The organism is Caldimonas sp. (assembly GCF_046289365.1).
In the GTDB taxonomy this organism is placed as follows: domain Bacteria; phylum Pseudomonadota; class Gammaproteobacteria; order Burkholderiales; family Burkholderiaceae_C; genus Caldimonas.
Genome location: NZ_JBKBVU010000083.1, coordinates 1 through 13,316 on the forward strand (window position 1 = coordinate 1; position 13,316 = coordinate 13,316).

Consider the following 13,316-nt stretch of genomic DNA (forward strand, 5'->3'; position numbering starts at 1 on the left):
ACCGGGCATGCCGGCGGCATCATCACCCTGGACATCGCTGAAGCCGACGATGCCCACCGCGAACGCGTGCGCCGCCAATTGCACGAGCCTTACCGCACCCTGCTGGGCCACCTGCGCCACGAGGTGGGCCACTACTACTGGGAGCGGCTGGTGGCCACCAGCGCCTGGCTGGAGGCGTTCCGCGCGCTTTTCGGCGACGAGCGGCGCGATTACGCCGCCGCCTTGCAGCAGCACTACGCCGAGGGTCCGCCCGCTGACTGGGCCCGCCGCCATGTCAGCGCCTATGCCAGCGCCCACCCCTGGGAGGACTGGGCCGAGACCTGGGCGCACTACCTGCACATGGTGGACACGCTGGACACGGCCCTGAGTTTCGGGCTGGAGGCCGACGACCTCGAAACCGGCTACGAGCCCTTCACCCCGGACTGCCTGTACCGCCCGCAGGACCCCGACGCCGCACGCTTCTTGTCCGTGGTGAACGCCTGGACCGAACTGACCGGCGTTCTCAACGAGCTCTCGCGCAGCATGGGCCAGCCCGACTTCTACCCCTTCGTGCTGTCCCGCGCGGCCGTGGCCAAGCTGCAGTTCGTGCACCTCGTGGTGACGCAGGCGGCAGCCGAGGCCGCCGCTTGTGGTTCAGCCGGGTAGCACACGGGTGGCCTTGAAGCCCAGGGCCTTGCCCTTGCGGGCGCGCCGGCCCATGTGCTCGGACAGGGCGGCGCCGCGATAGTCCTCGTCCTTGGCCTTGCCGCCGCGTCCCGTGCCCAGCACCTTCAAGGCCCCGGCGAAGGCCGCCACCGACACCAGCGGGTCCTTGGCATCCACGTCCATCAGCGTGAGCCCGCGACCGCCCTTCGGTTGCAGCTTCAGCTCGTTGAGCGGGAACACCAGCAGCCGCGCGCTCAACGACAGGCAGGCCACCTGGTCGGCCCCGGGGGCCACCGGCGCGGGCGGCAGCAGGCGCGCGCCCTCATCGAGGTCGAGGAAACTCTTGCCTGCCTTCTGGCGCGACACCATGTCGCCGATGCGCGCCAGCAGTCCGTAACCGGCCGTGCTGGCCAGCAACAGCGTCGCATCCGGCGCTCCGGCCGCGTAGTGGGCCGGCTGGGTGCCCGGCTCGAGCTCGATCATCGTCGTCACCGGCTGCCCGTCGCCCCGTGCTCCGGGCAGGGCACTGACCGGCACGGTGTAGACGCGGCCGTTGCTGCCGAAGACCAGCAGCGTATCGACCGTGCGGCACTCGAAGGTGCCGTACAGGCCGTCGCCGGCCTTGAAGGCAAAGCTCGCCGGGTCGTGGCCGTGGCCCTGGCGGGCGCGCACCCAGCCTTTCTGACTGACCACCACCGTGACCGGCTCGTCGATCACCTTGACCTCGGCCACCGCCTTCTTTTCTTCCTGGATCAGGGTGCGACGTTCGTCACCGTACTGCTTCGCATCGGCTTCGATCTCCTTGACCACGGTGCGCCTGAGCGCGGCCGGACTGCCGAGGATGTCTTCGAGCCGGGCCTGCTCGCCGCGCAACTCCTTCAACTCCTGCTCGATCCTGATCGCCTCCAGGCGTGCCAACTGGCGCAGCCGGATTTCGAGGATGTCCTCGGCCTGACGCTCGCTCAAGGCAAAGCGCTCGATCAGCGCCGGCTTGGGGTCGTCGGCGTTGCGGATGATGCGGATCACCTCGTCGATGTTCAGCAGCACGAGCTGCCGCCCCTCCAGCACATGGATGCGGTCGAGCACCTTGCCGAGACGGTGGCGCGTGCGACGCTCCACCGTCGCCAGGCGAAAACCGATCCATTCGGTCAGCACCTGGCGCAAGGACTTCTGCGTGGGCCGGCCGTCGCTGCCCACCATCGTCAGGTTGACCGGCACCGAGCTCTCCAGGCTCGTGTGAGCCAGCAGGGTGGTCACGAGCTCGCGCTGGTCGATGCGGCTGGTCTTGGGCTCGAACACCAGGCGCACCGGCGCATCCTTGCTCGATTCGTCGCGCACGGCATCGAGCACCGACAGCACGGCGGCCTTGAGCTGGAGCTGCTCGGTGGTCAGCGCCTTCTTGCCGGCCTTGATCTTGGGGTTGGTCAGCTCCTCGATCTCCTCCAGCACTTTCTGAGCACTGGTGCCGGGGGGCAGCTCGGTCACCACCAGTTGCCACTGGCCGCGAGCCAAATCCTCGATCTTCCAGCGCGCCCTCACCTTGAGGCTGCCGCGCCCGCTGGCATAGGCCTCGCGGATGTCGGCCGCGCTGCTGATCACCTGGGCGCCGCCGGGGAAATCGGGGCCCGGCAGCAGGGCGTAGAGCTCGTCGTCGGAAAGCTCCTCGTTGCGGATCAGCGCCACCGCGGCCGCCGCCACCTCGCGCAAGTTGTGCGAGGGGATCTCAGTGGCCAGGCCCACCGCAATGCCGCTGGCACCGTTGAGCAGCACGAAAGGCAATCGCGCGGGCAACTGGCGCGGCTCCTGGGTGGAGCCGTCATAGTTCGGGACGAAGTCGACCGTGCCCTCGTCGATCTCGTCGAGCAGCAGCCGCGTGATCGGTGCCAGGCGCGCCTCGGTGTAGCGCATGGCCGCAGCACCATCGCCATCGCGCGATCCGAAGTTGCCTTGGCCGTCGATCAGGGGGTAGCGCTGACTGAAGTCCTGCGCCATGCGCACCAGCGCGTCGTAGGCCGCCGTGTCGCCATGGGGGTGGTAGCGGCCCAGCACATCACCCACGACGCGGGCGCTCTTGACGGGTTTGGCCCCAGCGCTGCCGGTGAAGCTCAGTCCCATGCGCTCCATCGCATACAGGATGCGGCGCTGCACGGGCTTGAGCCCGTCGCACACATCCGGCAGGGCCCGGCCCTTGACCACGCTCAGCGCGTATTCCAGGTAGGCGCGTTCGGCATAGCGGGCTAGGGTCAGGCTGTCCTCGCCTTGGCCGCCCATCGAAAAATCCATCGTCGTCTGGTCCATCATGGCGTGCTTGGTGCCGCGCTCAGTCGGCGGATTCCTGGCCGGTTTCCACGCGGGCGCGGTACTCGTCTTCCAGCATCGACATCACGATGAGCGATTCGTAGCCGTGGTCGGTGAGCACGCTCTCGCGCAGCCGGCCTTCCTCCACGAAGCCCTCGGTGTCGTACAGCGCCTTGGCGCGGGTGTTGTGGGGCCGCACATCGAGCCAGAAACGATGAGCGCCCAAATCGTTGAAGGCGATGCGCTTGAGCAGGCGCAGGCAGGCGCGCCCCAGGCCCTGCCCCTTGGGCTGGATCACCATGCGCTTGAGCTCGATCGAGCGGTGCCGGTTGCGGCAGCCCACCAGGATCACGAAACCCACAGGCCCGGGCGAATCGCCGGCTTCCACGATGAAATGGCGGAAGTCCGGAAACCGCACTGCCGCCTCGTGCTGCGTGCGGTCCCAGGGGGTGATGGTCGGCCGGTTGACCGGGTCGTTCTCCATCGCCACGACCCCGTCCAGGTCGTCGATCAAGGTGGGCCGCAGGCGGACCCGGGTGTTGCCGAGCATCGTTGGCCCTTCAGATGTCGATGTCCACGGCGTCGCCGTGCAGTTCCATCAGGTCGCGGCGGGCCTGTGCCTCGCCCTTGCCCATGAGCTTGTTCATGAGCTGCTCGGTGTCGGCAAAGCCCAGGTCGCCATAGGCCACCCGCAGCAAGCGCCGCGTGTCCGGGTTGAGCGTGGTCTCCCACAATTGCTCGGCGCTCATCTCGCCCAGGCCCTTGAAGCGGCTGATGGACCAGGCCCCTTCGCGGCAGCCCTCCTTGCGCAGCTTGTCCAGGATGGCGGCGAGTTCACCCTCATCGAGCGCATAGAGCTTGGCCGCGGGCTTCTTGCCGCGCGCCGGGGCGTCCACGCGGAACAGCGGCGGCCTGGCCACGTACACATGGCCGCGCTCGATCAGCTTGGGGAAATGGCGGAAAAAGAGCGTGAGCAACAGCACCTGGATGTGGGCGCCGTCGACGTCGGCATCCGACAGGATGCAAATCTTGCCGTAGCGCAGGCCGGACAAATCGGGCTCGTCCGCCGGCCCATGAGGGTCCACACCGATCGCCACGGCGATGTCGTGGATCTCGTTGTTCTTGAACAGCAGATCGCGCTCGACCTCCCAGGCATTGAGCACCTTGCCGCGCAGCGGCAAGATGGCCTGGGTCTCCTTGTCGCGGCCCATCTTGGCGCTGCCGCCTGCCGAGTCACCTTCGACCAGGAAGACTTCGTTGACCGACAGGTCGCGGCTTTCGCAATCGGTGAGCTTGCCCGGCAGCACAGCCACGCCCGAGCCCTTCTTCTTCTCGACCTTCTGCCCGGCGCGCTGGCGCGCCTGGGCCTGCCGGATCACCAGCTCGGCCAGCTTGCGGCCCTGGTCCACGTGCTGGTTCAACCACAGCTCCAGCGCCGGCTTCACGTAGGTGGACACCAGGCGCAGCGCATCGCGGCTGTTCAGCCGCTCCTTGGTCTGGCCCTGGAACTGCGGGTCGAGCACCTTGGCGCTGAGCACGAAGCTCGCCCGCGAGAACACATCCTCGGGCATCAGCTTCACCCCCTTGGGCAAGAGGCTGTGCAGCTCGATGAAGCCCTTGACCGCGCCGAACAGGCCGTCCTTCAGGCCCGCCTCGTGCGTGCCCCCGGCCACCGTGGGGATGAGGTTGACATAACTCTCTCGCACGGGCGCGCCGTCTTCGGTGAAGGCCACGCACCAGGCGGCGCCCTCGCCTTCGGCGAAGTTCTCGGTCTCGCCCTCCTCGGCGTAGTGCTCACCCTCGAACAGCGAGATCACCGGGTCGCTCGGCAGCGTCTGCAACAAGTAGTCGCGCAGCCCGCCCTTGTACAGCCAGGTCTGGGTCTCGCCGGTTTTCTCATAGGTGAGAGTGACCGTGACCCCCGGCATCAGCACGGCCTTGCTGCGCAGCAGGTGCACCAGCTCCTGCCTGGGCAGCTCGGCGCTCTCGAAGTATGTCGCATCCGGCCAGGCGCGCACCGTGGTGCCCTGGCGACGCGAGCCGGGCTCGGCCTTGCGCACGGCCAGCGGCTCGATCACCTCGCCGCCGCTGAAGGCCAGGCTCGCCACCTGCCCGTCCCGCCAGACCTGCACCTGCAACCGCCTGGACAGCGCGTTGGTCACGCTCACGCCCACGCCGTGCAGGCCGCCCGAAAAGCTGTAGGCCCCGCCCGAGCCCTTGTCGAACTTGCCACCGGCATGCAGCCGCGTGAAGACGATCTCGACCACCGGCACTTTTTCCTCCGGGTGCAGCCCGAAGGGAATGCCACGGCCGTCGTCCTCGACACTGACCGAGCCGTCGGTGTGCACGGTGACCGCAATGCGCCGCCCGAAGCCGGCCAGCGCCTCGTCGGCAGCGTTGTCGATGACTTCCTGGATGATGTGCAGCGGGTTGTCGGTGCGCGTGTACATGCCCGGACGCTGCTTGACGGGCTCCAGCCCCTTGAGCACCCGGATCGACGCCTCGCCGTAGGAGTTCTGCGGTTTGCTAGCCATGGCGGCGGATTCTAGGCCGTGCCCACCACCTCCTCGACAACTGAATTCCAACTGAACGCGACCGTCGCGGCGCCAGCAGACCCGCCGGCGCTTGGCTACAGTTCACCCATGACCTCCGCCCCCGCTCCCAAGCTGTCCATGACGCAGGTGCTGATCTGCGGCGCCCTCATCGTCACGCTGTCCATGGGCATCCGCCACGGTTTCGGTCTGTGGCTGCAACCCATCACGATGGAGCGGGGCTGGACCCGCGAGACCTTCGCGTTTGCAATCGCGATCCAGAACCTGATGTGGGGCGCCACCGGCCCCTTCGCCGGCATGCTGGCCGACCGCTTCGGCGCCTTCCGCGTGTTGCTGGCCGGCGCCGTGCTGTATGCGCTGGGCCTGGTGCTGATGGGCCTGGCCACCTCGGGCCTGGCCTTCACCGGCAGCGCTGGCCTGCTGCTGGGCATGGCGCAGGCAGGCACCACCTATGCGGTCATCTATGGCGTGATCGGTCGCAATGTGGCCCCCGACAAGCGCTCCTGGGCCATGGGCGTGGCCGCTGCGGCCGGCTCCTTTGGCCAGTTCCTGATGGTGCCGGTGGAAAACTGGCTGATCGGCAGCTTCGGCTGGCAGAACGCCCTCTTCATCCTGGGCTGCCTGGCCCTGGCGATCATGCCGCTGGCCCTCGGCCTGAAGGAACCCAAGGCCACCGGGCCGGCGATGGGCTTGCAACAGAGCATCGGCCAGGCCCTGCGGGAGGCCTTCGGCTACCGCAGCTTCCAGTTGCTGATGGCCGGCTACTTCGTCTGCGGCTTCCAGGTGGTCTTCATCGGCGTGCACATGCCCAGCTACCTCAAGGACCAGGGCCTGTCGCCCGAGGTGGCCACCTATGCGCTGGCGTTGATCGGCCTGTTCAACGTCTTTGGCACCTATGCGGCCGGCAGCCTGGGCCAGCGCCTGGCCAAGCGCCACATCCTGGCGGCGATCTACTTCCTGCGGTCGGTGGCCATCGTGGCCTTCCTGTGGGCCCCGCTCACGCCGACGAGCGTCTACGTCTTCTCGGCCGTGATGGGCCTGCTGTGGCTGTCCACCGTCCCGCCCACCAATGCCGTGGTGGCCCAGATCTTCGGCGTGCAGTACCTGTCGATGCTGGGCGGTTTCGTCTTTTTCAGCCACCAGATCGGCTCCTTCCTCGGCGTGTGGCTGGGGGGCCTGCTCTACGACAGCACCGGCAGCTACGACGTCGTCTGGTGGATTGCCGTGGCCCTGGGCGTGTTTGCGGCCCTGGTCAACCTGCCGGTGCGGGAAACCGCCATCCAACGGGCCGCCCCGGCTGCGGCATGATCGCGCCATGAACCCGAAGCGCCCTTTGCGCCTGTTCCAGGCCCTGGCCTGGACGGTCGGCGTGCTCGTGCTGCTGGCGGTCTTTGCCTGGTATGCCCAGCCGGCCATGGTCGTCGAGCTGGCCAACCAGCTCTGGAATTGTTTCTAAGCTTCCCATGCAGGTGATCGAACAGCGCCGCCGCGAGGTGGTGATGACAGCCCCAGGCCGGCTCGGGCGTTGGTTGAAGCTGCTGGCCCCGGCCCTCGTCGACCGCATGGCCCTGGCGGCGCTGAGCCGTCAGGCGAGGCCACGATGAGCGAGCCGATGACACACGGACACGAGGCCCCGACAGCCTGGGTGCAGCGCTGGGCCTGTCTGATCCCGGCCGGTGGCGCGGTGCTCGACGTGGCCTGTGGCGCAGGGCGTCACCTGCGCTGGCTCGCCGCCCAGGGCCACCGGGTCACCGGCGTTGACCGCGACGCGCAGGCCGTCGAGCCGCTGCGGTCGCTCGGCGAGATCGTCGTGGCCGACATCGAGAACGGCCCCTGGCCCTTCGAAGGCCGGCGCTTCGAGGCCGTGGTGGTCACGAACTACCTCTGGCGTCCTTTGCTGCCCACCCTGATCGAGACCATAGCCCCCGGCGGCGTGCTGATCTACGAGACCTTCGCGCTGGGCCACGAGACGGTGGGCCGGCCGCGCAACCCGGCCTTTTTGCTGCGCCCGGGAGAACTGCTGGACGCCGCCCGCCCCGCCTTGCGGGTGGTGGCCTACGAGGACGGCTGGCTCGAGGCCCCCGAGCGCTTCGTGCAGCGCCTGGCGGCCGTGCGCGAGACCGGGCCCCAACCGGCACGGCACCGCCTGGCCTGACCCTGCAGCCGGCTGCGACCGCGTGGGTAGAATCGAGAGATTCAGAGGATGTCCCGCATGAAACCCATCACCGGCAGCATCGTGGCCCTGGTCACGCCCATGCACGACGACGGCAGCGTCGACTACGACGGCCTGCGCAAGCTCATCGACTGGCACATCGCCGAAGGCACCGACTGCATCGGCGTGGTCGGCACGACGGGTGAATCCCCCACCGTCACCGTCGACGAGCAGGCCGAGATCATCCGCGTGGCCGTCGAGCACGCCAAGGGCCGCGTGCCCATCATGGCCGGCGCAGGTGCCAACTCCACGCGCGAGGCCATCGAGCTGTCGAAGTTCGCCCAGCAGGCCGGGGCCGACTGCACACTGCAGGTGGTGCCTTACTACAACAAGCCCACCCAGGAAGGCATCTACCGCCACTTCAGGACGATCGCCGAGGCGGTGGACATCCCGATGGTGCTGTACAACGTGCCCGGCCGCACGGTGGCCGACATGCAGCATGAAACCGTGCTGCGCCTGGCCCAGGTGCCCGGCATCATCGGCATCAAGGAAGCCACGGGCCACATCGACCGCGCCGCCTGGCTGATCAAGCAGGCGCCCCGGGGCTTTTCGATCTACTCGGGCGACGACCCGACGGCCGTGGCCCTGATGCTGCTCGGAGGCCATGGCAACGTCAGCGTCACCGCCAACGTCGCCCCCCGGGCCATGCACGAACTGTGCATGGCGGCCATCGCTGGCGATGCGCGCCGGGCCGCCGAGATCCACCTGCGGCTGCTGTCGCTGCACAAGCTGCTCTTCGTCGAGCCCAATCCCATTCCGGTGAAGTGGGCCCTGCAGCGCATGGGCCTCATCGGCGGGGCGTTGCGCCTGCCGCTCACCCCTCTGGGTGAAGCCCAGCGCGGCGCCGTGGAACAAGCCCTGCGCGAAGCAGGTCTGATCTGAGCCGGCCGCCTGCGCCGGCCTTTCCCTTCCGGCCGCCCGTGCGGCGACCGGTCGCTACGAGGTAACGGAGAACGTCTTTGCAGAAACTGCCCCTGACCCGGCCGATCGTGGCCGCCTGCGCCTTGGCCCTGGCGGGCTGCTCGTCGGTGTCCAATGTCCTGTCGGGTGACAAGGTCGACTACCGCAGCGGCAGCACCCTGCGTGAAAGCACGCTGGACGTGCCCCCTGACCTGACCCAGCTTTCGCGGGACTCCCGCTATGCCCCTGCGGGCGGCAGCGTCAGCGCGGCCAGCTACCAGGGCGCCCGCCCGTCGGCCAGCACGGCTGCGACGGTGGCCCCTGCCCAGCTCGGCCAGGCCCGCATCGAGCGCGCCGGCAACCAACGCTGGCTGGTGGTGGACCTGCCCCCCGAGCAGGTGTGGCCCAAGCTGCGCAGCTTCTGGCAGGAGCTGGGCCTGACGCTCACGCTGGACTCGCCCGAGGCCGGGGTGATGGAAACCGAATGGGCCGAAAACCGCGCCAAGCTGCCCCAGGACATCATTCGCCGCACGCTCGGCCGGGTGCTCGACTCCCTGTACTCCACGGGCGAGGTGGACCGCTACCGCACCCGCGTCGAACGCACCCCGCAAGGCAGCGAGATCTACATCAGCCATCGCGGCATGGAAGAGGTCTACGTCGACCAGCGGCAGGAAACCACACGCTGGCAGCCTCGGCCCTCCGACCCCGAGATGGAAGCTGTGATGCTCACCCGGCTGCTCACCCACCTGGGCAAGTCACGCGAGCAGGCCCAGGTGATCGCCGGGCAGGCCCGTGACCTGCCGGCACGCGCCCGCGTGGTCGAGCAGGCCGGCACCGTGGGCGTGCAGATCGACGACGGTTTCGACCGGGCTTGGCGCCGTGTGGGCCTGTCGCTGGACCGCAGCGGCTTCACGGTCGAGGACCGCGACCGCGCCCGCGGCCTGTATTTCGTGCGCTACGTGCCACCCCGTCCGCCCCAGCCCGAACCGGGCCTGCTGGGACGGGTCTTCGGGCGCGGCAGCAACGAGGCTCCCCCACCCCAGCGCTACCGCATCGCCCTGCAGTCCGAAGGCGAGCGCAGCCTCGTGCTCGTGCAAAACGAGCGCGGCGAACCCGACAAGGGCGAGGCGGCCCGCCGCATCGTGAATCTGCTCGCCGAAGACCTCCGGTAAGTGTCGGCTGAAAAACCCTTGAAACATTTGTGACCCATCTATTCAAGGGTCCAGACATTCAACCTGCCGACGCTTTTCACGAGCCCAGCAAAAAGGCCGCCCGAAGGCGGCCTTTTTGCTGGGTCGAAGCCGGGAGACGCTTACTGCGAAGCCGCCGGCGAAGCAGCGTCGGCGGCAGGCGCAGCGGCCTCGGAGGCGGCGCCAGCCACCGGGGAAGCGGCTTCGGCGGGCGCCGGGGCCGGAGCGGGGGCCGGAGCGGCGGCAGGGGCTTCGGCGGCCGGGGCCGGCTCTTCCTTCTTGCCGCAGGCGGCCAGGGCCAGGGCGGCGACGATGGAAGCCAACACGAGCGACTTGTTCATTGCGTTTTCCTCGAACTGTTCAAACCGGATGGAGAATGATCTGGATCGGTTGCGGCCGGCGGGTTTCAATCTGTAAATTGCACGAGGCCATTTCCCGAAGCCCGCCGGGGTGATAGAGCAAACCGGCGCGGATTATATAGGGTTTGCACTTAATCACAATCCCAGGGTGGTGACCGGGAAGTCGGGCACTGCCCGCTGGGCCCATTCGCGCACCCGGTCGTGCATCAGGAGCAGATCGGCCGTGGCCGTGTCCACGAAACCGCGGTAGCGCCGGGGATCGACCAGACGCACCGCCTGCAGGCCCGGCGCGAACCAGAAGCACGGCATCTGCGAGGGCTCGACGTCGTGCAGCGCCAGGCACTCCACCACATGCCCCCAGTCGCGCCGCCAGGCCACCCAGCGTGCATGGCGTCGCGGCACCTCGTCGAAGCGACAGGCCAGCAAGGTCAGTCGCCGGTGGGCATAGGCCCAGCGCGTGAGGGCCTGCACGACCGCCGGCTCGCCCAGCGGCCAGTCCGCATAGTCCACATCGCACAACCAGATTTCGCGGCAGCCCACCTCGGCCGCCCGCTCGAAGGCCTGCACGATCGCCCGGTGGAAGTCGGCGCGGCTCGTGATGGGCGGTGGGGGCGTACCGTTGTCGATGGCGTCCATGGGGTCTGGCTCCTCGGGTCAGGTGGAGGCCGGAGCAAGCGGGTGCAGCCAACCGTCCTCGGCCCACTGCAAGAGCAGCTCCCGCGCGGCGTCGCTGGCCGAGCGCCAGGCGGCGGCGTCCAGTTCGCGGCGGTCGGCCAGCCGACGCATCAGCCGGGCGTCCGGTCCGGCGGCACGGAAGGCCTCACCATTGATGAAGACATGGTGCGTGTCATACATCATTCGCGTACGCCGGTCCAGCCGCAGGCCGTGCGAGAGGTCGCAGGCTCGCCCCGGCTCGAACCACACGCCGCGCTTGGGTTCGCTCAGGTACTCGCCCAGCGCGCACTGCAGGGCCCGGCGGTCCTGCAACAGCGACTGTACGGCCTGCAGCGCGAAGTCCTGCAGGGCCTGCGGCATCCGGGCCGGCGTGGCGGTGGCTGGCTGTCGCGGGTCGCGATAGAGCGGGCTGTCTTCATCGGTCTCGCGGGCCTCGAGTTCGCGCACGAGCACCTCGCGCAGCAGCTCCTCGCGGCGCGGAGCGCGAAAGCCGATCGAGGCCGTCATGCACTCGCCCTCGGCCACGCCGTCGTGCGCCCAGCGCGGCGGCAGGTAGAGCATGTCGCCCGGCTCCAGCACATGCTCCTCCTCGGCGCGGAAGTGGGCCAGGATCTTCAGCGGCACGCCCTGGAGCAAGCGGTCGTCGTCGAGACGGCCGATGCGCCAACGCCTGCGCCCGTGCACCTGCAGCAGGAAGACATCGTAGGAGTCGAAATGCGGGCCCACACCGCCGCCGTCGCTGGCATAGGAAATCATCAGATCGTCCAGGCGCGCATCGGGCACGAAGCGGAAGGCCTGCAGCAGCCGGTGCGCGCCCTCGTGATGCAGATCCACGCCTTGCACCAGCAGCGTCCAGCCGGGACGCGACAGCGGCGGCAGGGCCCGGCGCGGCAGCGCCCCATGGCGAAGCTGCCAGCCGCGCTCGGTCCGGCGGATCAGGCGGGACTCGACGTCCTCACGCGAGGCCAGCGCAAAGAGCTGGTCGCGCGTGGGCAGCTCGGGCAGGCAGCGCCAGGCTTGGCGCACGAGCAAGGGGCGTTTGTGCCAATGACGGCGCATGAAGGTCTCGGGGCTGAGGCCGCCGAGCAGGGTGAGGGGGCGTGAGATCTGCATGGCCGCCATTGTGCGATCATTGAGTATGCGCATCACCTCTCCCTGTGTCGTCAGCCTCACCTGGCGACTCGAAGACACCCTGGGTCACCTCATCGACGAGCTGGCCGAGCCCGTCGAATTCTTTTATGGCGGCGACGATCTGCTGGCCAAGGTCGAGGAGGTGCTCGAGGGGCAGGAAACGGGCTTCGAGGCCCGGCTCCACCTGGAACCCGAGCACGCCTTCGGTGACTACGATCCCTCGCTGGTCTTCTTCGAGGATCGCAAGATCTTCTCCGAGCACATCGAACCGGGCATGCAGTTCGACGGCCTGCCCGAAGGCATCACCACCCGTGACATGCCCGCCGACCGCATCTACACGGTCACCGAGGTCTATGACAGCCATGTGGTGCTGGACGGCAACCATCCCTTGGCCGGTATCGCGCTGCGCCTGGCGCTGAAGGTGCGCGACGTGCGCGAGGCCACCGAGGAGGAGATCGAGAACGGCAGCGTGGGCCAGCCGGTGCTCAGCGTGATGGCCACGGCGCCCAGCGGTTCACAGCTCCATTGACCCCCCATCGGACCGTTGGACGCGCTCGAAGCGGGCCGTCAACGCTGGCCGGTCGAGCCGAAGCCGCCCTCGCCGCGGTGCGAGGCCTCGAAGTCCTCGACGCACTCGAAGCGGGCCTGCACCACCGGCACGATGACCAGTTGCGCGATGCGCTCCATCGGCTGCACCGTGAAGGTCTCGTGACCGCGATTCCAGCAGCTCACCATGAGCTGGCCCTGGTAGTCCGAATCGATCAGCCCGACCAGGTTGCCCAGCACGATGCCGTGTTTGTGACCCAGGCCGGAGCGCGGCAGGATCAGCGCGGCCAGGCCGGCATCACCGATGTGGATGGCCAGCCCGGTGGGAATGAGCCGGGTCTGGCCCGGCTCGAGCACCAGCGGTGCGTCCAGACAGGCGCGCAGGTCCAGGCCGGCACTGCCGGGCGTGGCATACGTGGGCAGGTGCTCGGCCATGCGGGGGTCGAGCACTTTCAGGGCGATCGTCGTCATCGGCGGGTCGGGGGCAGGCGTTGGGCGATCTCGCGCACCAGCAGGCGCGCCAGCAGGAGCTTGTCGGCGCGGCCGCCGTCCTCGGGCAAGGCGCGCTCGCCTTGCTCGTCTACCAGCAGCAAGGCGTTGTCGTCGCGGCCGAAGGCGGTCGGGCCGAGATTGGCCACGAGCAGCGGCACCGCCTTGCGCTCGCGTTTGCTGCGGGCGTGCTCGGCCAGTTTTTCGCTCTCGGCCGCAAAGCCCACGCAGTAGGGGGGCTCGGGCAGGCGCGCCACGCTGGCCAGGATGTCGGGGTTCTCGACGAAGTTCAGCGCCGGGCACTGGCCCGAGCCGTCCT

The 13,316-nt window shown here is 68.7% G+C and carries 16 protein-coding genes; 8 read left to right on the forward strand and 8 right to left on the reverse strand.

Annotated features, from left to right (window positions below):
• The coding region (locus ACK42S_RS09920) for a putative zinc-binding metallopeptidase (protein ID WP_409706425.1) at nt 1-645 on the forward strand (645 nt) is incomplete at its 5' end.
• On the opposite strand, the gene parC is transcribed toward ACK42S_RS09920, so the two are convergent.
• The 3 genes from parC to ACK42S_RS09935 are packed head-to-tail and all read right to left on the reverse strand — an operon-like array spanning nt 634 to nt 5,477.
• Nucleotides 634-2,946, reverse strand: a complete 2,313-nt coding sequence (gene parC / locus ACK42S_RS09925; protein ID WP_409706428.1) for a DNA topoisomerase IV subunit A — start codon at nt 2,944-2,946, stop codon at nt 634-636. The genes ACK42S_RS09920 and parC overlap by 12 nt on opposite strands.
• 19 nt (nt 2,947-2,965) lie before the next feature.
• Nucleotides 2,966-3,493: a GNAT family N-acetyltransferase gene (locus ACK42S_RS09930; RefSeq protein ID WP_409706431.1), complete on the reverse strand. Its 528-nt coding sequence runs from the start codon at nt 3,491-3,493 to the stop codon at nt 2,966-2,968.
• 10 nt (nt 3,494-3,503) lie between these two features.
• Complete coding sequence (locus ACK42S_RS09935; RefSeq protein WP_409706434.1) at nt 3,504-5,477, reverse strand: DNA topoisomerase IV subunit B; 1,974 nt, start codon at nt 5,475-5,477, stop codon at nt 3,504-3,506.
• Nucleotides 5,478-5,585: 108 nt separating this feature from the next.
• Here ACK42S_RS09935 and ACK42S_RS09940 point away from each other — a divergent pair, with 108 nt between their 5' ends.
• The 6 genes from ACK42S_RS09940 (at nt 5,586) to bamC (ending at nt 9,779) form a co-directional block, all read left to right on the forward strand.
• Nucleotides 5,586-6,803, forward strand: a complete 1,218-nt coding sequence (locus tag ACK42S_RS09940) for an MFS transporter (RefSeq protein WP_409706437.1) — start codon at nt 5,586-5,588, stop codon at nt 6,801-6,803.
• A gap of 7 nt (nt 6,804-6,810) precedes the next feature.
• Nucleotides 6,811-6,951 carry a hypothetical protein gene (locus tag ACK42S_RS09945; protein WP_409706440.1) on the forward strand — a complete coding sequence of 47 codons (141 nt, stop codon included), beginning with the start codon at nt 6,811-6,813 and terminating at the stop codon, nt 6,949-6,951.
• 7 nt (nt 6,952-6,958) lie between these two features.
• Nucleotides 6,959-7,099, forward strand: a complete 141-nt coding sequence (locus tag ACK42S_RS09950) for a hypothetical protein (protein WP_409706443.1) — start codon at nt 6,959-6,961, stop codon at nt 7,097-7,099.
• On the forward strand, nt 7,096-7,650 hold the full coding sequence (locus tag ACK42S_RS09955) for a class I SAM-dependent methyltransferase (RefSeq protein WP_409706446.1): 555 nt from the start codon (nt 7,096-7,098) through the stop codon (nt 7,648-7,650). Before ACK42S_RS09950 ends, ACK42S_RS09955 begins: the two co-directional genes overlap by 4 nt.
• Before the next feature lie 57 nt (nt 7,651-7,707).
• Nucleotides 7,708-8,589: a 4-hydroxy-tetrahydrodipicolinate synthase gene (gene dapA / locus ACK42S_RS09960; RefSeq protein WP_409706449.1), complete on the forward strand. Its 882-nt coding sequence runs from the start codon at nt 7,708-7,710 to the stop codon at nt 8,587-8,589.
• A 77-nt stretch (nt 8,590-8,666) separates the two neighbouring features.
• Nucleotides 8,667-9,779: an outer membrane protein assembly factor BamC gene (gene bamC / locus ACK42S_RS09965; RefSeq protein WP_409706452.1), complete on the forward strand. Its 1,113-nt coding sequence runs from the start codon at nt 8,667-8,669 to the stop codon at nt 9,777-9,779.
• Between the two features lie 140 nt (nt 9,780-9,919).
• Here the strand turns inward: bamC and ACK42S_RS09970 are convergent, their stop codons facing one another.
• The 3 genes from ACK42S_RS09970 to ACK42S_RS09980 form a co-directional block, all read right to left on the reverse strand.
• Nucleotides 9,920-10,138, reverse strand: a complete 219-nt coding sequence (locus tag ACK42S_RS09970) for a hypothetical protein (protein WP_409706455.1) — start codon at nt 10,136-10,138, stop codon at nt 9,920-9,922.
• A 153-nt stretch (nt 10,139-10,291) separates the two neighbouring features.
• Nucleotides 10,292-10,792: a hypothetical protein gene (locus ACK42S_RS09975; protein WP_409706458.1), complete on the reverse strand. Its 501-nt coding sequence runs from the start codon at nt 10,790-10,792 to the stop codon at nt 10,292-10,294.
• Nucleotides 10,793-10,810: 18 nt separating this feature from the next.
• Complete coding sequence (locus ACK42S_RS09980; protein WP_409706461.1) at nt 10,811-11,944, reverse strand: JmjC domain-containing protein; 1,134 nt, start codon at nt 11,942-11,944, stop codon at nt 10,811-10,813.
• 25 nt (nt 11,945-11,969) lie between these two features.
• On the opposite strand from ACK42S_RS09980, the gene ACK42S_RS09985 reads away from it, so the two are divergent.
• Nucleotides 11,970-12,491, forward strand: a complete 522-nt coding sequence (locus tag ACK42S_RS09985; protein WP_409706464.1) for a peptidylprolyl isomerase — start codon at nt 11,970-11,972, stop codon at nt 12,489-12,491.
• Between the two features lie 38 nt (nt 12,492-12,529).
• On the opposite strand, the gene dut is transcribed toward ACK42S_RS09985, so the two are convergent.
• Nucleotides 12,530-12,979: a dUTP diphosphatase gene (dut, locus tag ACK42S_RS09990; protein WP_409706467.1), complete on the reverse strand. Its 450-nt coding sequence runs from the start codon at nt 12,977-12,979 to the stop codon at nt 12,530-12,532.
• A partial coding sequence (locus ACK42S_RS09995; protein ID WP_409706470.1) for a phosphopantothenoylcysteine decarboxylase occupies nt 12,976-13,316 on the reverse strand: 341 nt, incomplete at its 5' end. The genes ACK42S_RS09995 and dut, both read right to left, overlap by 4 nt.

Excerpts from the sequence above, each read along its gene's own strand:
- dut (WP_409706467.1), bottom strand. The coding sequence starts at position 12,979 with ATGACGACGATCGCCCTGAAAGTGCTCGACCCCCGCATGGCCGAGCAC.
- ACK42S_RS09975 (WP_409706458.1), bottom strand. The coding sequence starts at position 10,792 with ATGGACGCCATCGACAACGGTACGCCCCCACCGCCCATCACGAGCCGC.
- ACK42S_RS09985 (WP_409706464.1), top strand. The coding sequence starts at position 11,970 with ATGCGCATCACCTCTCCCTGTGTCGTCAGCCTCACCTGGCGACTCGAA.
- ACK42S_RS09940 (WP_409706437.1), top strand. The coding sequence starts at position 5,586 with ATGACCTCCGCCCCCGCTCCCAAGCTGTCCATGACGCAGGTGCTGATC.
- dapA (WP_409706449.1), top strand. The coding sequence starts at position 7,708 with ATGAAACCCATCACCGGCAGCATCGTGGCCCTGGTCACGCCCATGCAC.
- ACK42S_RS09950 (WP_409706443.1), top strand. The coding sequence starts at position 6,959 with ATGCAGGTGATCGAACAGCGCCGCCGCGAGGTGGTGATGACAGCCCCA.
- ACK42S_RS09955 (WP_409706446.1), top strand. The coding sequence starts at position 7,096 with ATGAGCGAGCCGATGACACACGGACACGAGGCCCCGACAGCCTGGGTG.
- ACK42S_RS09930 (WP_409706431.1), bottom strand. The coding sequence starts at position 3,493 with ATGCTCGGCAACACCCGGGTCCGCCTGCGGCCCACCTTGATCGACGAC.
- ACK42S_RS09970 (WP_409706455.1), bottom strand. The coding sequence starts at position 10,138 with ATGAACAAGTCGCTCGTGTTGGCTTCCATCGTCGCCGCCCTGGCCCTG.
- parC (WP_409706428.1), bottom strand. The coding sequence starts at position 2,946 with ATGATGGACCAGACGACGATGGATTTTTCGATGGGCGGCCAAGGCGAG.
- ACK42S_RS09945 (WP_409706440.1), top strand. The coding sequence starts at position 6,811 with ATGAACCCGAAGCGCCCTTTGCGCCTGTTCCAGGCCCTGGCCTGGACG.
- ACK42S_RS09980 (WP_409706461.1), bottom strand. The coding sequence starts at position 11,944 with ATGCAGATCTCACGCCCCCTCACCCTGCTCGGCGGCCTCAGCCCCGAG.
- ACK42S_RS09935 (WP_409706434.1), bottom strand. The coding sequence starts at position 5,477 with ATGGCTAGCAAACCGCAGAACTCCTACGGCGAGGCGTCGATCCGGGTG.